At 62.1% G+C, this 23024-nt stretch carries 21 protein-coding genes and 1 riboswitch; of the genes, 9 read left to right on the forward strand and 12 right to left on the reverse strand.

What is annotated here, in order from left to right:
- Positions 1 to 20 precede the first annotated feature (20 nt).
- The 4 genes from ybeY to PQR40_RS30210 all read right to left on the reverse strand — a co-directional run bounded on the left by ybeY (position 21) and on the right by PQR40_RS30210 (position 4224).
- The gene (gene ybeY, locus PQR40_RS30195) at positions 21 to 482 is read right to left on the reverse strand and encodes an rRNA maturation RNase YbeY (RefSeq protein ID WP_408231479.1); all 462 of its coding nucleotides are present in this window, start codon (positions 480 to 482) and stop codon (positions 21 to 23) included.
- Between the two features lie 84 nt (positions 483 to 566).
- Positions 567 to 1646, reverse strand: a complete 1080-nt coding sequence (locus tag PQR40_RS30200; protein ID WP_408510492.1) for a PhoH family protein — start codon at positions 1644 to 1646, stop codon at positions 567 to 569.
- Positions 1647 to 1692: 46 nt separating this feature from the next.
- Positions 1693 to 3066, reverse strand: coding sequence for a tRNA (N6-isopentenyl adenosine(37)-C2)-methylthiotransferase MiaB (gene miaB, locus PQR40_RS30205; protein WP_408510493.1), 1374 nt, complete (start codon positions 3064 to 3066; stop codon positions 1693 to 1695).
- A gap of 174 nt (positions 3067 to 3240) precedes the next feature.
- Entirely contained in the window at positions 3241 to 4224 is a 984-nt protein-coding gene (locus tag PQR40_RS30210) for a LysR family transcriptional regulator (RefSeq protein ID WP_408510494.1), read from the reverse strand.
- A gap of 116 nt (positions 4225 to 4340) precedes the next feature.
- Between PQR40_RS30210 and PQR40_RS30215 the strand changes: the two genes are divergently transcribed.
- The 4 genes from PQR40_RS30215 (at position 4341) to ribB (ending at position 8091) form a co-directional block, all read left to right on the forward strand.
- Entirely contained in the window at positions 4341 to 4742 is a 402-nt protein-coding gene (locus PQR40_RS30215) for a VOC family protein (protein WP_408510495.1), read from the forward strand.
- A gap of 30 nt (positions 4743 to 4772) precedes the next feature.
- A complete protein-coding gene (locus tag PQR40_RS30220; RefSeq protein ID WP_408510496.1) occupies positions 4773 to 5939 on the forward strand; it encodes an MFS transporter in 1167 nt (388 codons plus the stop codon).
- Positions 5940 to 6184: 245 nt separating this feature from the next.
- Positions 6185 to 6874 carry a helix-turn-helix domain-containing protein gene (locus tag PQR40_RS30225; protein WP_408231497.1) on the forward strand — a complete coding sequence of 230 codons (690 nt, stop codon included), beginning with the start codon at positions 6185 to 6187 and terminating at the stop codon, positions 6872 to 6874.
- Between the two features lie 122 nt (positions 6875 to 6996).
- Positions 6997 to 7225: riboswitch (FMN riboswitch) on the forward strand.
- A gap of 146 nt (positions 7226 to 7371) precedes the next feature.
- Positions 7372 to 8091 (forward strand): 3,4-dihydroxy-2-butanone-4-phosphate synthase, encoded by a 720-nt coding sequence (ribB, locus tag PQR40_RS30230; protein WP_408231500.1) that lies wholly within the window; start codon positions 7372 to 7374, stop codon positions 8089 to 8091.
- A gap of 217 nt (positions 8092 to 8308) precedes the next feature.
- Here the strand turns inward: ribB and PQR40_RS30235 are convergent, their stop codons facing one another.
- The 4 genes from PQR40_RS30235 to glpD form a co-directional block, all read right to left on the reverse strand.
- Entirely contained in the window at positions 8309 to 8995 is a 687-nt protein-coding gene (locus PQR40_RS30235) for an HAD family hydrolase (RefSeq protein ID WP_408339502.1), read from the reverse strand.
- 199 nt (positions 8996 to 9194) lie between these two features.
- Positions 9195 to 9908 carry an MIP/aquaporin family protein gene (locus tag PQR40_RS30240; RefSeq protein WP_408231506.1) on the reverse strand — a complete coding sequence of 238 codons (714 nt, stop codon included), beginning with the start codon at positions 9906 to 9908 and terminating at the stop codon, positions 9195 to 9197.
- Between the two features lie 90 nt (positions 9909 to 9998).
- Positions 9999 to 11498: a glycerol kinase GlpK gene (gene glpK / locus PQR40_RS30245; protein ID WP_408231509.1), complete on the reverse strand. Its 1500-nt coding sequence runs from the start codon at positions 11496 to 11498 to the stop codon at positions 9999 to 10001.
- A gap of 225 nt (positions 11499 to 11723) precedes the next feature.
- Positions 11724 to 13253, reverse strand: coding sequence for a glycerol-3-phosphate dehydrogenase (glpD, locus tag PQR40_RS30250; protein WP_408510497.1), 1530 nt, complete (start codon positions 13251 to 13253; stop codon positions 11724 to 11726).
- 201 nt (positions 13254 to 13454) lie between these two features.
- Between glpD and PQR40_RS30255 the strand changes: the two genes are divergently transcribed.
- Entirely contained in the window at positions 13455 to 13829 is a 375-nt protein-coding gene (locus PQR40_RS30255) for a hypothetical protein (RefSeq protein ID WP_408510498.1), read from the forward strand.
- A 75-nt stretch (positions 13830 to 13904) separates the two neighbouring features.
- Here the strand turns inward: PQR40_RS30255 and PQR40_RS30260 are convergent, their stop codons facing one another.
- The 3 genes from PQR40_RS30260 to PQR40_RS30270 form a co-directional block, all read right to left on the reverse strand.
- The gene (locus PQR40_RS30260) at positions 13905 to 14531 is read right to left on the reverse strand and encodes a TetR/AcrR family transcriptional regulator (protein WP_408510499.1); all 627 of its coding nucleotides are present in this window, start codon (positions 14529 to 14531) and stop codon (positions 13905 to 13907) included.
- Positions 14532 to 14724: 193 nt separating this feature from the next.
- Positions 14725 to 14922, reverse strand: coding sequence for a hypothetical protein (locus PQR40_RS30265; RefSeq protein WP_408231521.1), 198 nt, complete (start codon positions 14920 to 14922; stop codon positions 14725 to 14727).
- A 308-nt stretch (positions 14923 to 15230) separates the two neighbouring features.
- Positions 15231 to 16010 carry a DeoR/GlpR family DNA-binding transcription regulator gene (locus PQR40_RS30270; protein WP_408231524.1) on the reverse strand — a complete coding sequence of 260 codons (780 nt, stop codon included), beginning with the start codon at positions 16008 to 16010 and terminating at the stop codon, positions 15231 to 15233.
- Positions 16011 to 16340: 330 nt separating this feature from the next.
- Between PQR40_RS30270 and ggt the strand changes: the two genes are divergently transcribed.
- From ggt to PQR40_RS30290, 4 genes are all read left to right on the forward strand, one after another.
- The gene (gene ggt / locus PQR40_RS30275; protein WP_408231527.1) at positions 16341 to 17978 is read left to right on the forward strand and encodes a gamma-glutamyltransferase; all 1638 of its coding nucleotides are present in this window, start codon (positions 16341 to 16343) and stop codon (positions 17976 to 17978) included.
- Positions 17979 to 18191: 213 nt separating this feature from the next.
- Positions 18192 to 19553 carry an MFS transporter gene (locus tag PQR40_RS30280; protein ID WP_408510500.1) on the forward strand — a complete coding sequence of 454 codons (1362 nt, stop codon included), beginning with the start codon at positions 18192 to 18194 and terminating at the stop codon, positions 19551 to 19553.
- A gap of 342 nt (positions 19554 to 19895) precedes the next feature.
- Positions 19896 to 20723, forward strand: coding sequence for a ferritin-like domain-containing protein (locus tag PQR40_RS30285; protein WP_408231533.1), 828 nt, complete (start codon positions 19896 to 19898; stop codon positions 20721 to 20723).
- A gap of 127 nt (positions 20724 to 20850) precedes the next feature.
- Positions 20851 to 21381, forward strand: a complete 531-nt coding sequence (locus PQR40_RS30290; RefSeq protein ID WP_408339513.1) for a hypothetical protein — start codon at positions 20851 to 20853, stop codon at positions 21379 to 21381.
- 39 nt (positions 21382 to 21420) lie between these two features.
- Here the strand turns inward: PQR40_RS30290 and PQR40_RS30295 are convergent, their stop codons facing one another.
- Positions 21421 to 23001 (reverse strand): DEAD/DEAH box helicase, encoded by a 1581-nt coding sequence (locus PQR40_RS30295; protein WP_408510501.1) that lies wholly within the window; start codon positions 22999 to 23001, stop codon positions 21421 to 21423.
- Positions 23002 to 23024 lie beyond the last annotated feature (23 nt).

Consider the following 23024-nt stretch of genomic DNA (forward strand, 5'->3'; position numbering starts at 1 on the left):
TCTGACGATGACGGCAAAGACTATTGATAAGGATCCGGGAAACCGAGCTTGCCGAGGATTTCGGTTTCGATCGCTTCCATCTCCTCGGCTTCTTCCTCGACCTCATGGTCGTAGCCTTGCGCATGGAGGGCGCCGTGCACCAGCAGATGCGCGTAGTGCGCGAGGAGCGGCTTGCCCTGCTCGGCGGCTTCTTTTTCCACCACTGGACAGCACAGGATCAGGTCGCCCGTCACCGGATCGTCTTCCGATTCGGCATACGCAAACGTCAGCACGTTGGTCGAATAATCCTTGCCGCGATAGGTGCGGTTCAGCGTACGGCCTTCTTCGGCGTCGACGAAACGCACGGTCAGCTCACCGTCTGCGAAGAGCGCCGCCTTGATCCAGCCGGCCACGGTGGCGCGCGGCAGCAGCGCCTTGTGTTCCGGCCAGGCTTTGGCGGCCGGGAATTGCAGATTCAACGTTAGTTTCGGTGCGCGGCTCATGCGGTGTCGATTTGTTGCTTGGGTTGCTGCGGCATATCCAGTGGAATTCAACGCAAATATTAATGACGCAAATCGCGCCGCGAATTAGCGGGAATCCGCCGGATTGGCGGTCTTCTGCGAATGCGCATCGTACGCCTCCACAATTCGCGCGACCAGCGGATGCCGCACCACGTCCGCGCTGGTAAAGCGCGTGAGCGCAATGCCGCGCACGTCCGCGAGGACCTGCTGTGCTTCGATCAGCCCGCTCTTCGCCCCGCGCGGCAAGTCGACCTGGGTCGTGTCACCGGTAACCACCGCTTTTGAGCCGAAGCCGATCCGGGTGAGGAACATTTTCATCTGTTCGGGCGTGGTGTTCTGCGCCTCGTCGAGGATGATGAACGCGTGATTCAGCGTGCGGCCGCGCATGTACGCGAGCGGTGCGATTTCGATCATCTGCCGCTCGAACATTTTGGCGGTCTTGTCGAAGCCGAGCAGGTCGTACAGCGCGTCATACAAAGGACGCAGATACGGATCCACCTTCTGTGCCAGATCGCCCGGCAAAAAGCCGAGGCGTTCGCCCGCTTCGACGGCCGGACGCGTCAGCACGATGCGTTTGACCTGATCGCGCTCCAGCGCGTCCACCGCGCAAGCCACGGCCAGATACGTCTTGCCTGTACCCGCCGGACCGACGCCGAAGGTCACGTCATGCGCAATGATCTGCTTCAGATACTCGCGTTGCGCCGGCGTGCGGCCGCGCAGATCGGCGCGCCGCGTGTACAGCTTCGGGCCGAGTTCTTCGAGGTCTTCGTCGCCGTTGTCGGCTGGCTGGTCGAACGGATGATCCGGATTGCCCGGAAAGCGCGAGTCGACGGTTTCATCGACGTGGCCATGACTGTTGCCGTTCGTGCGATGCCGTGCCGGCTGACGCACTTCGACGAGCGCGAGCTGAATGTCGTCGACCGACAGCGGCGCCTGCGAGTTGTTGTAGAACTTTTCGAGCGCGGTGAGCGCGAGTTTCGCGCCGCGCCCGCGAATCGTGATGCGGTGGCCACGGCGTTGCAGCGTCACGTCGAGCGCCTGCTCGATCTGCCGCAGATTCTCGTCGAGCGGTCCGCAGAGGTTGGCGAGCCGCGCGTTGTCGTCGCGCGGTGCGGTGAATTCCAGATGCTGCTGAGTGGTCTTCAAGGCGGTGGATCGATCCTGTCGGGTTTGTGACGCTGGCTGGCGTCGCTCAGTGGGTGGTTGCGGGCATGTCGTCGTGCACCAGCACGAGTTCGCCACGTAACGAATGTGGGTACGCATGGACGATTTTCACGTCCACCATCTGACCGATCAGCCGCGCGTGCGATGCAATCGGCGCCGGGAAATTCACCACACGGTTGTTCTCGGTGCGGCCCGCGAGTTCGTTCGGGTCTTTGCGCGCCGGGCGCTCGACCAGAATCCGCTCGACCTTGCCGACCATCGAATCGCTGATGCGCTGTACGTTTTCTTCGATCGTAGCCTGCAGATGGTACAGACGCTTGAGCTTCACTTCGTGCGGCGTATCGTCGTGCAGATTCGCGGCCGGTGTGCCGGGACGCGGGCTGTAGATGAACGAGAAGCTCGTGTCGTACTTCATCTCGTGGATCAACGTCATCATCTTGTCGAAGTCTTCTTCCGTTTCGCCGGGGAAGCCGACGATCATGTCGGTCGACAAAGACAGGTCCGGGCGGATCGCGCGCAGCTTGCGGATCACCGACTTGTATTCGAGCACGGTGTAGCCGCGCTTCATCGCCATCAGGATGCGGTCGGAGCCATGCTGCACCGGCAGGTGCAGGTGGCTGACGAGCTTCGGCACCTTGGCGTAGGTGTCGATCAGGCGCTGCGTGAATTCCTTCGGATGCGACGTGGTGTAGCGGATTCGTTCGATGCCCGGAATATCCGCGACGTATTCGATCAACTGAGCGAAGTCGGCGATTTCGCTCGAGCCAAGCGTGATGCCGGCACGGTACGCATTCACGTTCTGACCGAGCAATGTGACTTCACGCACGCCCTGGTCGGCGAGGCCGGCGATTTCGGTCAGCACATCGTCCAGCGGACGCGACACTTCTTCGCCGCGCGTGTACGGCACGACGCAGTAGCTGCAGTACTTGCTGCAACCTTCCATGATCGACACGAACGCGCTCGCGCCATCGACGCGCGCGGGCGGCAGGTGATCGAACTTTTCGATTTCCGGGAACGAGATGTCGACTTGCGCACGGCCGGTTTCGCGGCGCTTGTCGATCATTTGTGGCAGACGGTGCAGCGTTTGCGGCCCGAACACCAGATCGACATACGGTGCGCGCGCCACGATGGACGCGCCTTCCTGGCTCGCCACGCAACCGCCCACACCGATGATCAGATTCGGGTTCGCTTCTTTCAACTCGCGCACACGGCCGAGTTCGGAGAAGACTTTCTCCTGCGCTTTTTCGCGCACCGAGCAGGTATTGAAGAGAATGACGTCCGCGTCTTCCGGCGTGTCGGTCTTGACGAGCCCTTCAGCCGCGCCGAGTACGTCGACCATTTTGTCGGAGTCGTACTCGTTCATCTGGCAGCCGTAGGTCTTTACATAAACTTTCTTGGTCATCGATTTTCGCCGGTCGCAGTGGTTAACCTGGGGGCGTCGTTTAAAAGGTGAAGAGAGGTGAAAACGTGCGAAGGGGCATGGGGCGGCGCTTGGGCCTTGTTTTAGTCCCTGTTTGTGTCCCGTTTGGGTCCATTGGGATCCACTGTCAATGCACGTTTGCAGCGTAGCTCAATATTATAGCCCTTCATCGGATGCGGTTTCTGCCGCGGCTATGGCTCGAGGACGCTCCGGCGGCAAGCCCAGCAGGCCTTCCAGTTCGTCCGACACCTGCGCGAAGCGCTCGCTCAGAAAATCCAGCAGCACGCGCACGCGCGGCGCCATGAAGCGGTTGCGGTGGTAGAGGGCGTGCAGCGGCGCATCCGGATAGCGCCATTCGGGCAGCAGGATTTTCAGGCAGTCGCCGCGCAGGTCCGCTTCCACGTCCCACATCGACTTGATGACGATCCCGTAGCCGCGCCGCGCCCATTCGCGGGCCACGGCGCCGTCGTTCGTTTCCCGGGAGGTTTCGAACGGCACCGTGTAGTGCTGCACTTCGTCGCCGCGTGTGAAACGCCACTCGTTGACCGGACCCGACGCGGTGCCGAGCACGATGCAATCGAAATTCGCCAGATCGTGCGGGTCTTTCGGCTCACCCCTGCGTGCGATGTAGTCCGGCGACGCACACAGCACACGCCGGTTTGGCGCGAGTTTGCGGGCGACCAGCGAGCTGTCCTGCGGCACGCCGAAGCGGATCGCCAGATCGATGTCTTCCTGCACCAGATTCGCTAGCGAGTCCGACAGCGTCAGTGCGAACGTCACTTCCGGGTAAAGCGCGTTGAACTCGTCGAGCCAGTGCATCAGCAGATTGCGGCCGAAGTCCGAGGTCGCGGAGATCCGCACCTTGCCGCGCACTACGCCCTGGCCGGCTTGCAGCACAGCTTCGGCGTCGTCGAGCGATCGCAGTGCCTGGCGGCAGCAGTTCAGGTAGAGGCGCCCCTCGTCCGTGAGCCTGAGCTGGCGGGTCGTGCGCTCGAACAGACGCGCTTTCAGACCGGCTTCGAGTTTGGCCAGCCGCGCGCTGGCGGCGGCCGGCGTCAGGCCCATCTTGCGGCCCGCCGCCGAGAGACTGCCTTGCTGCGCGGCTTCGACGAACAGGCGGATATCACCGAGGTTATCCATCGCGATCTTCCAAAAGAATTTGAAAATGCTTCAAATGCTACGCCAATTATCAAATTGACGTATTCCGCTCACAATGCACTCCTCGTAAACCCTTCGTGCTCCGCGGAGCCTCCGCCATGCAACTCGATCACGCAACGATCGTTACCGCCGACCTCGACACCGCCCGACGTTTCTTCGTCGACGTCGTCGGGTTGGCGCAGGGCGCGCGTCCGCCGTTTTCGATCGACGGCTACTGGTTGTATGCAAACGGCCGCCCGGTGATTCATCTGATCGACGCGACAGTGCCCGCCATAGCGGGCAGGGCGGCGCCACGCATCGACCATATCGCCTTCCGGCTGGAGAGCGCCGACGAGTGGCAGGCGCTATTGCAGCGCCTGCATGCGGCGGACATGCCGTATCAGCGCGCCGAAGTGCCGCAGATGGGGGCGCAGCAAGCCGAATTGCAACTGTTCGTCGCGCTCGCGCCCGGCGTAGTCATCGAATTCGTGACGGCGCAGCGCCACGCTCATTACAGCTAACACGCTCAACTTTAGAACCGGAGTAGAAAAATGCCCATTCCATTACTGGCGCTAGCGATCAGCGCTTTCGCGATCGGTACGACCGAGTTTGTGATCATGGGCTTGCTGCCCGAGGTCGCGCGCGATCTGTCCGTGTCGATTCCGTCGGCCGGTTTGCTGGTGAGCGGTTATGCGCTCGGCGTGGCAGTCGGCGCGCCGCTGCTCGCGGTGGTCACTAGCAAGATGCCGCGCAAGCTCGCGTTGCAGTTGCTGATGGGCGTGTTCATCGTCGGCAATACGCTGTGCGCGATCGCGTCCAGCTATTCGGTGCTGATGATCGCGCGCGTGGTGACGTCGTTCGCACATGGGTCCTTCTTTGGCATCGGCGCGGTGGTGGCGGCTTCGCTCGTGCCGGCTGAAAAGCGGGCGAGCGCGATTGCGCTGATGTTCACCGGCTTGACGCTGGCGAATGTACTTGGCGTGCCGTTCGGCACGTTCGTCGGCCAGGAATTCGGCTGGCGTGCGGCGTTCTGGATTGTCAGCGCGTTCGGCGTGCTGTCGCTGGCGGGCGTGTCGCTGCTGGTGCCGAATCGTCATGATGCCGGCCCGGTCGGCCTGGGCCACGAAGTACGCGTACTGAAGGATCCGCAGGTCTGGACCGCGCTCGCGATGACGGTGCTGGGCTTTGGTGGGGTGTTCGTCGTGTTCACTTATATCGCGCCGATTCTCGAGCAGGTCAGCGGCTTCTCGCCGCGTGGCGTGACGTTGATTCTGGTGCTGTTCGGCGTGGGTCTCACGATCGGCAACACCGTGGGCGGCAAGCTCGCGGACCGTGCGCTGATGCCTTCGCTGATGGGTATTCTGGTGGCGCTCGCGGTGGTGATGGCAATTTTCGCGCGCACCAGTCATTCGCAGGTGGCTGCGGCGATTACCATTTTCGTCTGGGGTATTGCTGCGTTCGCGACCGTGCCGCCGTTGCAGATGCGCGTGGTCGAGAAGGCCGCTGCCGCGCCAAATCTGGCTTCGACGTTGAACATCGGCGCATTCAACGTGGGCAATGCGGGCGGCGCGTGGCTCGGCGGTCTGGTGATCAATCATGGCCATTCGCTCGATACGCTGCCGTGGGTCGCGGCGGCGGTCAGCGTGGCGGCGTTGCTGCTCACGTGGTTCGCGGCGCGGATGGATGCGCCGGCATCGGTCGTCGCGCAGCGCGCATGAGCGTGCCTGGGTGTGCATGAGTCGCACCTGATCTCCCGGATGGATGTGCCGAGTGCGTGTACGCGCTCGAGCGCATCTGGGTCCGAACACGTCCATATGAAAAATTCGCACAAGCTTTGCGAGAATCGTCCTCCGCAATGCTGATAACAGTGTGAAGATAACTTCGTTGGGCGCGGCAAGGCGCGATGCTATCTTGCTTCCACTAACCGCTTGCCCGCCGTCCGGCGGCGCTACTGGAGGCAATCATGCATTCCCCGCTTGCGCTGGTTCGCGATCCCACGGCTGACACCGATGCGTCGCCGCGTGCCGCCGAACCCTTCGATGCTCTTGAATATCTGGTCGGCGTGAATCTCGCCCGTTTGCGCGCCGAGCGCCAACTTTCGCTCGACGCCCTGGCCCGCGCTTCCGGCGTCTCGCGAGCGATGCTCGCGCAGATCGAGTCGGCGCGCAGCGTGCCCTCCATCAAGGTGCTGTGCAAGGTCGCAGCGGCGTTGAAGGTATCGGTGGCGGCGTTCTTGCGGCGTCATGCGACCAACGGCTTCGAGCATTTGCCGGCTGAGCGGTCGTCGCGGCTCGTCAGTTCGAATGGACGCTACTCGGCCCGGCCGCTTTATCCCGACGCCGAGCCGACTGCCGCCGAGTTTCACGAGTTGCGTATCGCGCCGTTGCATACCGAGGCCGGCACGCGCCGCGCGCCGGGCACCACGGTGAATCTGGTGGTGAGCGAAGGCACGCTGGAAGTCAGCGTGCACGATCAGCGCCAATTATTGGCCACCGGCGACGCGATCGTGTTCGACGCCGACCAGCCGCACAGCCTGCGCAATCCTGGTGACACCGAAGCGCGTGCGTTTCGTGTGACGCTGAAGGCGGAAACGCCGCCGCGTTGGGATGTGCCTGCGCCGCACGATTTGACACGGCAGGCCGCGCCGGTCTGATACGTCAGGATTTTGATGACGGATCCGCTGCGAAGCAGAGATGTCCGTCTAATCAGTAGGGGTTGCGCTGCAGGTCTCGCGCGACTGTTGTATGCTTTGCCAGCCGGTCGATCCGGCAATCAGTGCGTCTTCAGGGCGGGGCGAAATTCCCCACCGGCGGTATGCCGGCAGCGCGAAAGCGTGAGCCGGTGAGCCCGCGAGCGCCCGCGTCGTCAATGTATTTGGCACTGTGCAACTAGGTTGCATGGGACCAGAGTAAGCGCTAAAGCGCTAACTCTGTTCGACACGGGGTCAGCAGATCTGGTGAGAAGCCAGAGCCGACGGTTAGAGTCCGGATGGAAGAAGATGTGCAGATAGTCATGTTCGTTTCCGTGGCGCCGCCCGAGGTTGGAGCGGTGCGCGAGCGCCGCTTTGCGCGGTGTTCAACGGCGCGTCTTTGCCTGTTTGCAATGCCCTGAAACGTTTTTCGCCCAACTTTTGCGATGAGCGTTTCAACTATGTCCTTTGCTACTTTTCCTGCTCCGTCGGTGATTGCGGATAGCGCAATTCTCGATCTCCCCCTGCTCGCCACCGAGCCCGTTCCGCCGCGTATCGCGGCTGCCTTGCAAGCCATGCGCGATGGCCGCGCTGTCGTCCTGCAAGACGATCACGACCGCGAGAACGAAGCTGATCTGATCGTCTCCGCCGAGCGTCTTTCCGTCGAAACCATGGCCTTGCTGATCCGCGAATGCAGCGGCATCGTCTGCCTGTGCCTGCCCGACGACAAAATCCGCGCGCTTGAACTGCCGCCGATGGCAGTCAACAACGAAAGCCGTCACGGCACCGCGTTCACGGTCTCGATCGAAGCCCGCGATGGGGTGACGACCGGCGTGTCCGCACTCGATCGCGTGACGACGATTCGCGCGGCAATCAGCGATACGGCGAAGCCTGCCGATATCGTGCGCCCGGGTCACGTCTTCCCGTTGCGCGCGCAGCCCGGCGGTGTACTCGCGCGTCGCGGCCACACCGAAGGCACGGTCGATCTGGCAATTCTCGCGGGTCTGAAACCGGCCGGTGTGCTGTGCGAACTGATGAACGCGGACGGCACGATGACGCGCGGCGCGGACGTGGAGCGCTTCGCCGCACAACACAATCTGCCGATGCTGACGATCGCCGAGCTGGTTGAATTCCGCCAGGCGCTGGCGACGGCGCGCGAATGCGTTGCCGACGAGGCTTGATGCGTTAAGCGGTGCCGCGTGCGGCGATCTGTTGGCGGTGGAGCGCGGGCGTTCTTTCGCGCTATACGACGGCAGCGATGCCCGCCAGAGCGAACTTCACGCATTCTCGCGCGTTTGAAAAAAGCCAGCTTCGATGAACTGCACCCCGAATCATTGGACGGATGTCCAGCCTTGCGGGGTTAGTTCACGATAGCCGGCTTTCTTATTGCTGCGCCCGTTAAGACTGCACGTCGCCGAATTCGCCTCGCACACCGGCTTCAACCAGTGCGGGCAGCTCATCCATATGCTTCATGATGCGTGTCATGCCCATTTTGCGCAGCGCATCCGCGTAACCATCTGGGATATGGCTCGCACCGACGAAGGCAATCGTCTTCATGCCTGCCGCACGCGCCGCATTCAAACCCGCGACACTATCTTCCACGACGACGCATCGCGCCGGGTCCACGCCTAGCGTATTCGCAGCGAACAGATACACATCCGGATAAGGCTTTGGCCGCGCCACCTGTTCGGCGCTAAAAATCCGCTCGCCGAAAATTTGTTGCAGGCCCGCGCGCCGCACCGACGCATTCACGCGCGCCATCCGGCTGTTCGACACGACCGCGGCCGGCAGCGTCACGCGTTGCAAGGCCTCGCGCACGCCGTTGATCGGGCTGAGCGATGCGGCGAGCGCAAGCTCGACATTGTGTTCGATCGTACTGAAGAAATCGGCGGGTAGCGTGATATCGAACGACTTCTCGATGCCTTCGAGAAAGCGCGAGGTCTGCTGGCCGAACGCCGTTTTGACGACCGGTTCGAAATCGAGACCGGGGAAGGAGGCGGACAGTGTTTCGAGCAACACGCGGTCAGCGATGATTTCGCTGTCGACGAGCACGCCGTCGCAGTCACAGATGAGGTGGTCGATCATGCTTTAAAACGGAAAGCGAGAGGCACGCGAGCAGGACAGTTGCAAGCTCATGCGCGGAGATTGAAAGCATCATGATACGTGCTTTGGCGCCGCGTGCGCGGCGCCATCGCTTTCCGCCGGCGCTTATTTGCGCCGTTGAACGTGCTTTGAGTGGGGCTTTGGTGGCCCCTTTAGTGCGTGCTCTATGCGCGCGGCCAGATCAGTGCGCGTGCAGGTACAGATACAGACCCGCTGCCACCGCGCCGCCCAGCAACGGACCGCACACCGGAATCCACGAATATCGCCAGTCGCTGTCGCGCTTGCCCGGAATCGGCAGCAGCGCGTGCATCAGGCGCGGGGACAGGTCGCGCGCTGGGCTCATCGCGTAACCGGTCGGGCCACCGAGTGAAATACCGATGCCGAGCACGAGCAGGCCGACCGGCAGCGCGTCGAGCGCACCCAGGCCGACTTGCGGCGAAGCCAGATACAGCACGCCGAGAATCAGCACGAAAGTCGCGATCATTTCGGTGAGCAGGTTATGCGGCACGCTGCGAATCGCGGGCGACGTGCAGAACACGCCGAGCTTCACGTCGGCATCGCCTTCTTTGTTGAAGTGCTGACGATACGCGACCCACACGAGCAGGGCGCCCGCCATGCCGCCGAGCATCTGCGCCGCGATGTAGCCAGGCACTTTGGCCCACGCGAATTTACCTGCCAGTGCGAGGCTGATCGTCACCACAGGATTCAGGTGCGCGCCGCTGTACGATGCCGTGACGTAGACGGCGATGAACACGGCCATCGCCCAGCCCATCACGATCACGATCAGGTCCGCGCCTTTGCCTTTGGTGCGCGCGAGCAGCACGTTGGCGACCGCGCCGTCGCCGAGCAGCACCAGAATCGCTGTGCCGATGAATTCCGCAATGTAAGGGGACATCGTTGGTTATCCGAAATATAGTTGTTGGGGAAGCCGCGGAATAAGCGGCTTCGTTATGTCGAAAGGTGTCTTGGCGCTATTGGAAAGCGATCAGGGCGTGTCGGCCCAGGCCTTCGCGGCGCGGATCGCGCGCTTCCAGCCGTCGAGGCATTCCTTGACGTCGGCGTGCGGCAGGGCAGGCGTGAAACGGCGATCTAGCGCCCACTGGCTTTGCAGTTCGTCCACGTCTTTCCAGTAGCCGACCGCGAGACCGGCCAGATACGCCGCGCCCAATGCGGTCGTTTCCGATACCTTCGGCCGTACTGCATCGACGCCGAGAATGTCCGCCTGGAACTGCATCAGCAGATTGTTCGCGCAAGCGCCGCCGTCCACGCGCAATTCGCCAATGCGAATGCCGGAGTCGGCCTCCATGGCTTTCAGCACGTCGAGCGATTGATAGGCGATCGAGTCGAGCGCAGCGCGGGCGATATGCGCCGAGCTCGTGCCGCGAGTCACACCGAACAGCGTGCCGCGAGCACGGGCATTCCAGTGCGGCGCGCCGAGCCCTGCAAATGCGGGCACGAGATACACGCCATCGCTGTGCGATACGCTGCGCGCAAGCGTTTCGATTTCCGTGGCGTTCTTGATGATGCCGAGGCCGTCGCGCAGCCATTGGACCACCGCGCCGCCGATGAAAATACTGCCTTCGAGCGCGTAGTTGATCTGGTCGCCGATCTGCCACGCGATGGTGGTGACGAGATTGTTCTTCGATTCGATCGGCTTGTCGCCAGTGTTCATCACGAGGAAGCAGCCAGTGCCGTAGGTGTTCTTCACCATGCCCGACTGCGTGCACATCTGGCCGAACAGGGCCGCGTGCTGGTCGCCGGCAATGCCCGCGAGCGGAATCTTGGAGGCGAACACGGTGGTCTTGGTCGGTCCGTACACTTCCGATGACGCACGCACTTCCGGCAGCATGTTGCGCGGAATGTCGAGCGCTTCGAGCAGTTCGTCGTCCCACTTCAGCGTGTGGATATTGAACAGCATCGTGCGCGACGCGTTGGTCACATCGGTGACATGCAGACCACCCTTGGTGAAGTTCCACACGAGCCAGCTATCCACTGTGCCGAAAGCGAGACGGCCTTGCTTCGCTTTTTCGCGTGCACCTTCGACGTTGTCGAGAATCCAGCGGATCTTGGTCGCCGAGAAGTACGAGTCGATCGGCAGACCGGTTTTCGCGCGGACTTTTTCTTCGAGACCTTGCTCTTTAAGCTGATCGCAGAAGTCGGCAGTGCGGCGGTCTTGCCAGACGATCGCGTTATAGATCGGGTGGCCGGTTTCGCGGTCCCACACGATGGTGGTCTCACGCTGATTGGTAATGCCGATCGCGGCGATTGAGGTGCCGTTCATGCCGGCACGCGTGACCGCTTCGGCTGCGACGCCGGCCTGCGTCGACCAGATTTCCTGCGGATCGTGCTCGACCCAGCCCGGACGCGGATAGATTTGCTGGAATTCTTTCTGAGCGGTCGACACGATATTGCCGAGCCGGTCGAACAGCATCGCGCGGGAGCTGGTAGTGCCTTGGTCAAGCGCGAGGATGTACTGATCCTGCATTGTCTCTTCTCCATGCGTTTTATGAATCGCCGGGCTGCTGACCGGCGACGGGAACGGCTTGTTGTTTTAAGCGGGCTGCAACAGTTTGAGCTTGTGCGTCCCGGCTTTGTCAGTAGCCGAGGGGTGAAAATCGATTCGGTTCGTGCGGGTTCATCCGCGTAGCCAGGCCGCGTTGCTATAGCCTGACTCAGTGACCTAACTCAGTGACCTGATTAACGGGCTTAACTAAGCGTTCTGTCGGACCGGCTCGCGGTCGAGCCACGTGTCGATGTCGCGTGTGATCGAATCGAGCGTGCCCGGTTCGAGGTGCAGGCCGAGTTTCGAGCGGCGCCACAACACGTCCTGCGCGCTGCGCGCCCATTCGGTGTCGCGCAGGTAAGCGAGTTCTGCTTCGTAGAGACCTGGCGCGAAAGCACGGCCGAGGTCTGCGACCGAACGCGCGTTGCCAATGACGTGCTTCACGCGCGTGCCGTACGCACGGGCTAGGCGGTGAGCCAGGTCGGCGGGCAACCAGGGATTCTGCTGCTTGAAGCCGGCGAGGAAGCGCTCGAAGCTGGCTTGCGGAATATCGCCACCGGGCAAGGGCACACCGGCCGTCCACGAAGGCGTGCCGTTATGCAACGCGTGCGCGAGTTTGTCGACGGCTTCTTCCGCCAGCTTGCGGAACGTCGTGATCTTGCCGCCGAACACTGACAGAAGCGGCGCCTCGCCTGCGGGCGCATCGAGTTCCAGCGAGTAATCGCGCGTGACCGCCGACGGGTTGTCCGCGCCTTCTTCCTCGAGCAGCGGACGCACGCCCGAGTAGGTCCAGCGCACGTCTTGCGGCGAGATCTTCTGCTTGAAGTAGCGGTTGATCGAGTCGCACAGGTACTGTATTTCGTCAGCGTCGATCGCTACTTTCGACGGGTCGCCGCGATATTCGAGGTCGGTCGTGCCGATCAGCGTGTAATCGTGTTCGTACGGAATCGCAAAGATGATCCGCTTGTCCGGATTCTGGAAGATGTACGCATGATCGTGTTCGAACAGACGGCGCGTGACGATATGGCTGCCTTTCACCAGGCGCACGCTGTGCGTCGCCTCGCGGCCGAGCGCGCCATGCAGCAATTCGCCGACCCACGGGCCCGCCGCATTCGCAATCGAGGCCGCGCGCACGTCGAGGATCGTGCCGTCCGAGCGCTTGAGTTGCGCGCGCCATTCGCCGCCGGCACGCACGGCGCTCAGCAGCTTGGTGCGCGTGAGAATCTTTGCGCCGCGCTCCTGCGCATCCAGCGCGTTCAGCACGACCAGACGCGCATCGTTCACCCAACCGTCCGAATACACGAAGCCGCGCTTGATCGAATCGACCAGCGGTGCGCCGGCAGGGTGGTTGCGCATCACGATGCCGCGCGAGCCTGGCAGCAGTTCGCGTTTGGCGAGGTGATCGTAAAGGAACAGGCCGGCGCGGATCAGCCAGGCCGGCCGCAGATCGGGCATGTGCGGCATGACGAAGCGTAGCGGCCACATGATGTGCGGCGCCGCGCGCAGCAGCGTTTCGCGTTCCTGCAGGGCTTTGCGGACCAGCCTGAACTCGCGGTATTCGAGGTAGCGCAGGCCGCCGTGGATCAGCTTGGTACTGGCCGACGACGTATGTGCCGCCAGATCGTCCTGTTCGCAGAGCAGTACCGACAGGCCGCGGCCCGCCGCATCGCGTGCGATGCCTGCGCCGTTGATCCCACCGCCCACGACGAGCAAATCGTATCTCGAGCCTTGCGTCACCTGCTGTGTCCCCTGCGTCTGTTCCGGAAGCCGTTTGGAAAAACTATCGAACCGATAGTGTTCGTTTTCGAACTTTAATGAACATATTCGAAAAAGTAAAGTTCGGTTTTCTTACGCGCACTTCTAACGGCTGGCTAAGGTGGTGGCGTAACGCGCGGCCACGGACGATACTCACGGCAGCAGTCATTTCGAGGTGAATTCATGCGTGGACTTTGGATGATCGGCGCTGCTGCGCTCCTGACGGGATGCGTCAGCTCGCCGAGTTTGAACGGAACGATGGGCGCGCCCTCGTTCGCATCGTTGCAGCAGATGTGCAGTGCCCAGACGGTCGATTATGGCAACGACGCGCAAGGCGTCTACGCGACGCTGTTCGACGCGTACGTGGCGAATCGGCGCGGCAAGTTGCCGAAGGACGATTACTGCGCGTTCCAGGCGTCGCTTGCGCAGCATTACACGAGCCTGGCAGTGAGTCCCGACCCGCAGGTGCGTAATCAATGGGTGACGTTCTTCACCGACCAGCGAGCCAAGGCGTTGAGCTGGCGCGCGGCGGCTGATCCGACCTTGCGGGCGGGCTGAGCTTCGCGCCCGGACCTCGCTTCCCGGTGCCGCCCACCGGGTTATTCGCGTTGAGTGAGTTGAAGTGCTGAAGGGCTAGCCGCGCTGCGGCTGGGCCCCGCGCCACAACATCCCGCGAATCTGCGCGAGCACAGCCTCGCGCGTCGGCGCGTTGCTCGCGGCGGCTTGCTGCGCCTGTGGCAACGGCAACTGGTTGGCGAGTGCCAGCATGGTGAAGCCGTGCAGGCTTGCCCAGTAGGCATAGCCGATCAATTGTGGATCGCCTTCCAGAATGCCCGCGGCAACCAGTTGCTCAAAGTGCACCCCGAGCATGCGCCAGGCACGCTGCGACGCGGCGGTGAGTTCCGGGTACGCGCCTTCCTGCTGATTCAGATCGAACATCAGGCGGTAGGCGTGCGGTTCGTCGAGTGCGAACGACACGTAGGCGTCGCTGATAGCGGAGCGGTCGGTCGCGGACGTTTCCTTGGCCACTGCCTCGAGCCGCGCCGCGAAGCGGTTGAACGCCGCGGTGCGGACCATTGCAAGGATCTCGTCCTTGTCGCGGAAGTAGCGATAGGGCGTCATCGCGCTGCAACCCAGCTCCTTCGCCAGTTCGCGCATCGTCACGCCTTGCGCGCCGCGCGTGGCGAACGCATTTTCGGCCACGCGCCGCATGGTTTCGCGGAAATGCTGGATGTCGTCGGAGGAGAGCGTTTTTGGCATGCGCGAAGGCAGAAGGTCCGTCGCGTCAATTTACTGTGTAAATGAATTGGGCACAACAAAGCGGCCGTTTATGCGGCCGCCTGGCTCGAGACAACAAATGCGCGGCGGCATGAAAGAGACAAGGATGCGCGCAATGTCACTGCGGCGCAGCCCGTTGTCATGCTGCCGGTCCTTGGCTTCAAAACCCAGCGTGCTACGACAAACGCTTGATGGCCCGGAGTGCGTTGTCGCCGATTTCTGTCACGCGCCATTGTTCGTTGCCCGACGCGAGCCGTTCGAGTTGCACAAGCTGGCGTTCCAGCAGGGCGTCGAGTTCTTCTCGCTCCATGTCGACTTGATTGGGAGCGTCCTTGACGAGCAACAACGTGGCGAATTCATGCGGACTCAGCATCGTTCTCTCCATGTCAAGCTAACGCGGACGGCCTTGCCGGCGACTGGCCAGATGCCAGTGAAGTCCGCTAGAGGATCAGGCGGGAGGTACGGCTATCACGACAGGTTCACGCTGCCAGCACTCCGTGCAACGCGGAACGGACGCTGGGGAACTGGAGTGTAGTCAAACGCCCGTTAAACACCAAAGGGGCCCCAGTAAATTTTCCCTTTGACAATTGGAGCCCGCAGAGGCGGTTTGGAGCAGCGGCCAAATCCTTGATTTCACTCGAAGTTTCGCGTGCACTGCAACATGGCCGAAGACGCCTGGAATTACTCGGCGATATACACCTGGCAGTTGGCGGCGGCGAGTATTTCGTTCATCTCGGCGGGCGGCGTGGCGTCGGTGAAAAGTGCGTCGATCTGATCGAGATGACCTTGACGGACGAGCGCCGGGCGGCCGAATTTGGAGTTGTCGGCGGCGAGAAACACCGTGCGCGCATGCTGAATGATCGCCTCGGCCACGCGCACTTCGCGGGTGTCGAAATCGCGCAGCGTGCCATCCGTTTCAATGCTCGACGTTCCGATGATCGCGAAGTCCACCTTGAATTGCCGGATGAAGTCGATTGCCAGTTCGCCGACGATGCCCTTGTCCCACGGCCGCACGATGCCACCCGTCACCAGCACTTCGCAATCCGGATAGCCGCTCATCATGCTGGCGACGTTCAGATTGTTCGTGATCACGCGCAGGCCGCGATGCCGGTTGAGCGCGCGGGCGACTTCTTCGGTGGTTGTGCCGAGGTTGATGAAGAGCGACGCCTGATCGGGAATGTGAGTGGCCACTAGCGTCGCGATGCGCCGTTTCTCGTCATGGAACATCCGCTGACGCGCCGTGTACGAGACGTTCTCGGAGCTCGTCGGCAGGCTGGCGCCACCGTGATAGCGGCGCAGCAGGTTCATGTCGGCGAGCCAGTTGACGTCGCGGCGGATCGTCTGCGGCGTCACGTCGAAGTGGGCCGCGAGGTCGTCCACGGTCACGAAGCCGTCGCGTTGCACCCACTCCAGCAGTTCCTGTTGCCGGGCATTGAGAGTCAGGCGGGGGTCTCGGGTCATGTGTCTCGGGTCGTGGGTTTTTATCGGCGCTGCCCGTCAACGGCGCGATAAGCTGAGCCGGAAAGCGGGTGATGCGTGAACAGGGGTGAACGTATTGTAAGACCATCACACGTCCTGTCCGCTAACTCGTGCGTCATGGTCCGGATCAAGGACGACCGCGCGGCGACCCATTCAGATCATTTGCGCATTTATTCATTTGATAAATGAATTTGTTTTTTGTGCCGGATCGCGCTGCAATTCAAGGTTCCGCGTTTTACTCCGTTTTTACCCGTTTCCCATGGTTTCCGGCGTTCGAGAGCGCGCCGGCCCGCGCTTTCGAGAGTGTTCGACATGACTGGCTTCAACTGGCAAAACCCCTATCCGACACCGCGTCTGCCTGTATTTGCGCGCAACATCGTTTCGACTTCGCACCCGCTCGCGGCACAAGCCGGTCTACGGATGCTGTGGAAAGGCGGCAATGCCGTCGACGCTGCGATCGCGGCGGCCGCCGCCATTACGGTGGTCGAGCCGGTGTCGTGCGGCCTTGGCGGCGACGCCTTCGCGCTGGTGTGGGACGGCAAGAAACTGCACGGCCTGAACGCTTCAGGCGTGTCGCCGGCGGCCTGGAACGTCGATTACTTCAAGCGTAAATACGGTGAGGAAAACGGTCTCGCCAAACAACCCAAGCGCGGTTGGGATGCGGTGACCGTCCCGGGCGTGATTGCTGGCTGGGAGGCGCTGCACCAGAAATTTGGCTCGCTGCCGTTCGCCGATCTGATGGAACCGGCAATCGAAATCGCCGAGCGTGGTCACGCGGTGGCGAGCATCGTCGCTTACAAATGGGCGGCCGCCGTGCCGGAATTGAAGGACCTGCCGGGCTTCGCGCAAACCTTCATGCCACGCGGCCGCGCGCCGGAAGTCAGCGAGCTGGTGCGCTTTCCCGGTCACGCGAAGACCCTGCGCAAGCTCGCTGAACAAGGCCCGCGTGCGTACTACGAAGGCGAGATCGCCGAACAGATCGCGGCGTTTGCGCGTGAAGGCGGCGGCGCGTTGACTCTCGACGATCTGCGCAACTACAAAGCGGATTGGGTCGAGCCGATCGGCAAGGATTATCGCGGCTACACCGTGCATGAAATTCCGCCGAACGGCCAGGGCATCGCGGCGCTGATCGCGTTGGGCATCCTCGAAAAATTCGATGTGAAAGAACTCGCCGTCGACAACGTCGAGTCGCAGCATTTGCAGATCGAAGCGATGAAGCTGGCGTTCGCCGATGTCTACCGCTACGTCGCCGATCCGCGGTCGATGGAAGTGACGCCCGAGCAGATGCTCGACGATGCCTATCTGACCTCGCGCGCGAAGCTGATCGATCACAAGCGCGCCACGCAATTCGACTTCGGCATGCCGAAGGCCGGCGGCACGATCTACATGTCGGTCGCCGACGAGCGCGGCATGATGGTCAGCTTCATCCAGTCGAACTACATGGGCTTTGGCTCGGGCATCGTGGTGCCGGACAGCGGCATCGCGATGCAGAACCGCGGCTGCGGCTTCTCGATGGATCCGAAGTCGCCGAACGTGGTGGAAGGCGGCAAGCGGCCGTTCCATACCATCATCCCGTCGTTCCTGACGCAGCAGGTGGACGGCAAGCAGGAAGCGGTGATGAGCTTCGGCGTAATGGGCGGCGATATGCAGCCGCAAGGGCACCTGCAATCGATCGTGCGGATGCTCGATTACGGTCAGCAACCGCAGGCCGCCTGCGATGCGCCGCGCTGGAAGGTCAACCGCGACTTCACCATCGACATCGAATCGACGCTCGATCCGAAGACCGCTGCGGCCCTGCAGAAGTTGGGCCACACGATCAAGTCGGTCGACGATCCGTACATGGATTTCGGCTCTGGCCAGTACATCTGGAAGCTCGACCGGAACGATCCGGACCGTGGCTATGTGGCGGCGAGCGATAGTCGTCGCGACGGGCTGGCAGCCGGGTTCTGATCGACGCAGACGAAGCGCGACGCCGTCTACGCGGCGGTCGCGCTTCGCTGCATCCGGCGGCGATGCATGAAGCATCGCGTATGGATCAGCATCAAGAAATCGTAATTAAAGCAAGGCGTTGCGCGCAACCTGAACGGACTGCGCGCAACAGCCTCGCATCGAGCACCTCATGCGCATTCAGCGCAACCAGCATCAGGCAGGGCAGGAGACATCATGAATACCCCCACGTCGCAATCCGCGACAGCATTCCCCCATTCCACGTCCGCACCGCTTTCTAAAGCGATGGTGCGGCGTATCGTGTTTTCGTCCTCGGTTGGCAATGCGCTGGAGTGGTTCGACTTTCTGGTCTACGGCTACTTCGCGACCATCATCGCGAAACAGTTCTTCCCGATGCAGGACGAATGGCTCTCGACGCTGCTCGCCATCGCCACCTTCGGCATCTCCTTCCTGATGCGGCCGCTTGGCGCCGTCGTGTTGGGCGTCTACGGCGATCGCAAGGGCCGTAAGGCGGCGCTCACCCTCGCTATCGCGCTGATGATGGTCGGCACCTTCACGATGGCGGTGATGCCGTCGTACGCGTCGATCGGTATCGCCGCGCCCGTGCTGATCCTGTTTGCGCGGCTCGTGCAAGGCTTCGCGGTGGGCGGTGAGTTCGGCAGTGCGACAGCCTTCATGGTCGAGCACAGCGCGTCGCGGCGTGGCTATTACGCAAGTTGGCAGTTCGCAAGCCAGGGCCTCGCCGCGATCACGGCGGCGGCCTTTGGCTCGCTTCTGACCGCCTGGATGCCACCCGAGCAACTCAATAGCTGGGGCTGGCGCCTGCCGTTCATGTTCGGTCTGCTGGTTGGGCCGGTGGGTTATTACATCCGTTCGCATCTCGACGAGACGCCGGAGTTTCTCGCGTTGCGTGAAGCGCGTGAGACTGCGGGCAAGCCTCACGCGACGCCTGAAAAGGGCGCGTCGTTCAGCAACCAGTGGGTGAATCTGCTGCTGGCCGTGGGTATCGTTGCGCAGTCGACAGTCGGCGTGTACGTGTTGCAACTCTACATGCCGATGTACGCGGTCAAGCAGTTGCACATGCCGGCGGCGGCGTCGTTCGGCGTGGTGGTGCTCAACGGCGGCTTGCAGTTCATTTTGTCCCCGGTGATGGGTGCGTTGTCAGATCGCATCGGCCGGATTCGCATCATGCTGACCACGTCGATTCTGATGGGCACGCTGATCTATCCGATGTTCGCGTGGTTGCAGACTCATCCGACGATTGGTTGGCTGCTGGTGTTGCAAGGCACAGCCGGCATTTTCAAGGCGGCTTACTCTGGACCGATGCCCGCGCTGATGTCCGAGATCTTCCCGACGCAGGTGCGCTCGACGGGTCTTTCAATCGGTTACAGCATCGGCGTGACGATTTTCGGCGGCTTTGCGCCGACAATCGTGGAGACCTTCATTCATTTGACCGGCGACAAGCTCGCGCCAAGTTACTACGTCCTGATTGCCGCGGTGCTGTCGGGGTTGTCGCTCGTCGTGGTCGCGTGGCGTATGCGGCGCGTCCGGCGTCTTGAAAGCGTTCAGCTCGCATGAAGGTGTTGCTGACGGCCGTTGTGCTCCGCAGCAAGCCTTGCCGCGCTTAACGCGCACAGTCTGTTCAGGCCGAAGCCAGCTCGTCGAGCTGGCTTTTTTTTGTGCCTTGCGTGTTCGCTTGTAATCAACCGAAGGATTCGACTACCGTGAAATTGGAACTGCGGCGGTCCGGCATGGTCTGTGCTGGGTTATCTGCAGAGTTGCTAAACACCGGCTAAGATGCAAGATACAAGGGGTTAACTCTAATTCAAGGCGCTGTATCTGACACGGCGGACCGCCCTTGCGATAGTGGGCGGTTTCGATCGCTCCACGAGTCGATACAGCTTTCGGAGCAAAGACACAATGCACACTGAGCTGAACCATGTGATGCCCTGGCGGATCGAGGATATCGACCTCACACGCATAGATCGCCAGAAGGCAGTTGCTAACGAAGACCTGCTGCTTCTGTTGTGCGCCGCTTCGTTTATCGAAAGCGGCACCGATCTTTACACCAGTAATCTGAGCACTTTCTTCGACGGTGACCCGGAAGTCTCGGCCTGGCTCAACCAGGAATGGGAGCCCGAAGAGATGCAGCACGGCCTGGCTCTCAAGACGTATATCGCCTACGTCTGGCCCGAGTTCGATTGGGACACCGCGTTCCGCCATTTCATGGAGGAGTATTCGCTGACCTGCTCGGTCGAAGACTTCGAAAAGACCCGCGCGCTTGAGATGGTCGCCCGCTGTGTGGTGGAAACGGGTACGGCAACGCTGTATCGCGCGATCGGCGAATGTTCGGACGAGCCGGTGCTCAAGCAGATCACCGACAACATCCGCACCGACGAAGTCCGTCACTACAAGCACTTTTTCAAGTTCTTCAAGAAGTACAACAAGATCGAAGGCAATGGCCGTCTTGCGGTTCTCGGCGCGCTGATGCGCCGTGTGATGGAAATCAAGAACGAAGACTCGGAGATCGCGTTGCGTCATGTCTTTGCGATTCGTTATCCGGAGCGCGTGCACGATTCGGCCTACAACCGCGAACGCGCGGCACGCATCAATGCGCTGGTACGGCGCAATCTGTCGGCGGACATGTGCGTGAAGATGCTGCTCAAGCCGCTCGATCTGCCGGCCAAGATTCAGCCGGGCGTGCATTATCCGCTCGCCAAGATCACGCAGCACGTGTTCTTTCGCTGATGTTTTTCTGCTGAGTCTACGGCGTACAGAGATGAAGATGAATGGCCCGTTTATGCGGGCCATTCGCTTTTCGAGGCATGATCGATCCTGGCAACCTTGGCAACCTGTTTCAGACTGGATCGACACGATGAGTGATTCCCCTGCACCCGAACGTCCACGCGAACAGAACGTGTTCGACGAATGGCCTGACGCTGTCCGCACGTTGTTCGACGGTTCATCGCTCGCGAGTAAGACGGGTTTCACCGCATCGCTACTCACCGTCGATGCGAACGGTCATGTGCGCACGTCGCTGCTCGGCGTCGGCGAGTTGTATGCGCCTGATTCGCGCTCGCTATGCATTGCATTGTGGCCGCAGGCTCGGGCGGCGCGCGTGATCGCGCAAAGCGGCAGCGCCGCGCTGACGTTCGTCTGCGACGAAGCGTTCTATCAGGTGCAGTTGCGTTTGACGCGGCTAGCGGGCGTGACAGGCGATGACAGCGGCCTCGTGTACCTCATCGGCTCGATCGACACAGGAGAGGCGCAGAGCGTGCGTTATGCGCGCCTGACGAGCGGCATTACGTTTGAGCTGGCAGGGGAAGGGGAAGGAGAGACGGTGCTCGATCGATGGGAACGGCAGATCGAGCACCTGAAGCAAGCTGCCGCCGCGGCTAGCCGGTAGTCTGGGACTACGGCTAGAGAGCTAACAGTTGCTTGATGCTTAACGGCCGCGCTGGCCGCTGCGCGTCGGCTGGCCGCCACGCGGTGCGTCGTTGCGCGACTTCGTGCCGCCCAGCAACGCGCCAGGATTGCCACCTTGCGGCTTTGCTGCCTGCGGCTTGCGCGGTGCATGTTGCGCGGCGCTGCCTTCGTGTGCCGCTGCGCGCGGCTGGCCGTCATGACGCTGGCCGTCGCGGCGAGGTTGCCCACCGTTGCCGGCCGGCTTCGCACCTTGCGGCTTCGGCTGCTGCTGACCATTCGCCGGACGCTGACCCGAACGTTGCGCCGGCTTGGCCGCTGCTGCGCCGTCGCGGCGGCCACCTTCACGCTGACCACCACCCTCGCGCTTCGGCGCGCCTTGACCCTGGCGCGGCGAACGTCCACCGCCACCGCCGCCACCCTGACCACGGCGCAGGATCGGCTCTGGCTTCGCAGTCGGATCCGGCTCAAAACCGGCGATCACTTCCTGTGGCACCTGGCGCTTGATCAGCTTCTCAATGTCCTTCAGCAGTTGCAGTTCGTCGACGCACACCAGCGAGATCGCTTCGCCCGATGCGCCTGCACGACCCGTGCGGCCGATGCGGTGCACGTAGTCTTCCGGCACGTTCGGCAGATCGTAGTTGACCACGTGCGGCAACTGATCGATATCAATGCCGCGTGCAGCGATGTCGGTCGCAACCAGCACTTGCAGGGTGGCGTCCTTGAACTCGGCGAGCGCGCGCGTGCGGGCCGATTGGCTCTTGTTGCCGTGAATCGCCAGTGCGCTGATGCCGTCTTTCGTCAGCTGTTCGGCAAGGCGGTTCGCGCCGTGCTTCGTGCGCGTGAACACCAGCACCTGAAACCAGTTGTATTGCTTGATGAGGTGCGTGAGCAGCTCGCGTTTCTTGTCGCGGTCGACCGGGTGAATCTTCTGTGCAACGAGTTCAGCCGTCGTGTTGCGACGGGCGACTTCGATCAACGCCGGCGAGTCGAGCAGGTTGTCGGCGAGCGTCTTGATTTCGTCGGAGAAGGTGGCCGAGAACAGCAGGTTCTGACGCTTCGGCGGCAACTTCGCGAGCACACGCTTGATGTCGTGGATGAAGCCCATGTCGAGCATGCGGTCAGCTTCGTCCAGCACGAGGATCTCGAGATGCGACAGATCGATCGTCTTCTGCTGCATGTGGTCGAGCAAACGGCCCGGCGTCGCGACGACGATGTCCACGCCGCTGCGCAGCGCACCGATCTGTGGATTGATGCCGACGCCGCCGAACATCACGGTCGACTTCAGCTTCAGGTACTTGCCGTAAGCGCGCACGCTTTCTTCGACCTGTGCGGCAAGCTCACGCGTCGGCGTGAGGATCAGCGCGCGTACGACGCGCTTGCCCGAGGCCGTGGTGACGGCGGGCATGGTGTTCAGACGCTGGAGGATCGGCAGCGTGAAGCCGGCGGTCTTGCCGGTGCCGGTCTGCGCGCCGGCCAGCAGGTCGCCGCCGTTGAGCACGGCCGGGATCGCGTGCGTCTGGATCGGAGTCGGAGTGGTGTAGCCGAGTTCGAGTACAGCGCGGACCAACGGTTCGGACAAGCCGAGGGAATCAAAAGACATAAATGTTCTTTGCAATGCAGTTT

The organism is Paraburkholderia sediminicola (genome assembly GCF_046026855.1).
Lineage (GTDB): Bacteria > Pseudomonadota > Gammaproteobacteria > Burkholderiales > Burkholderiaceae > Paraburkholderia > Paraburkholderia sediminicola_A.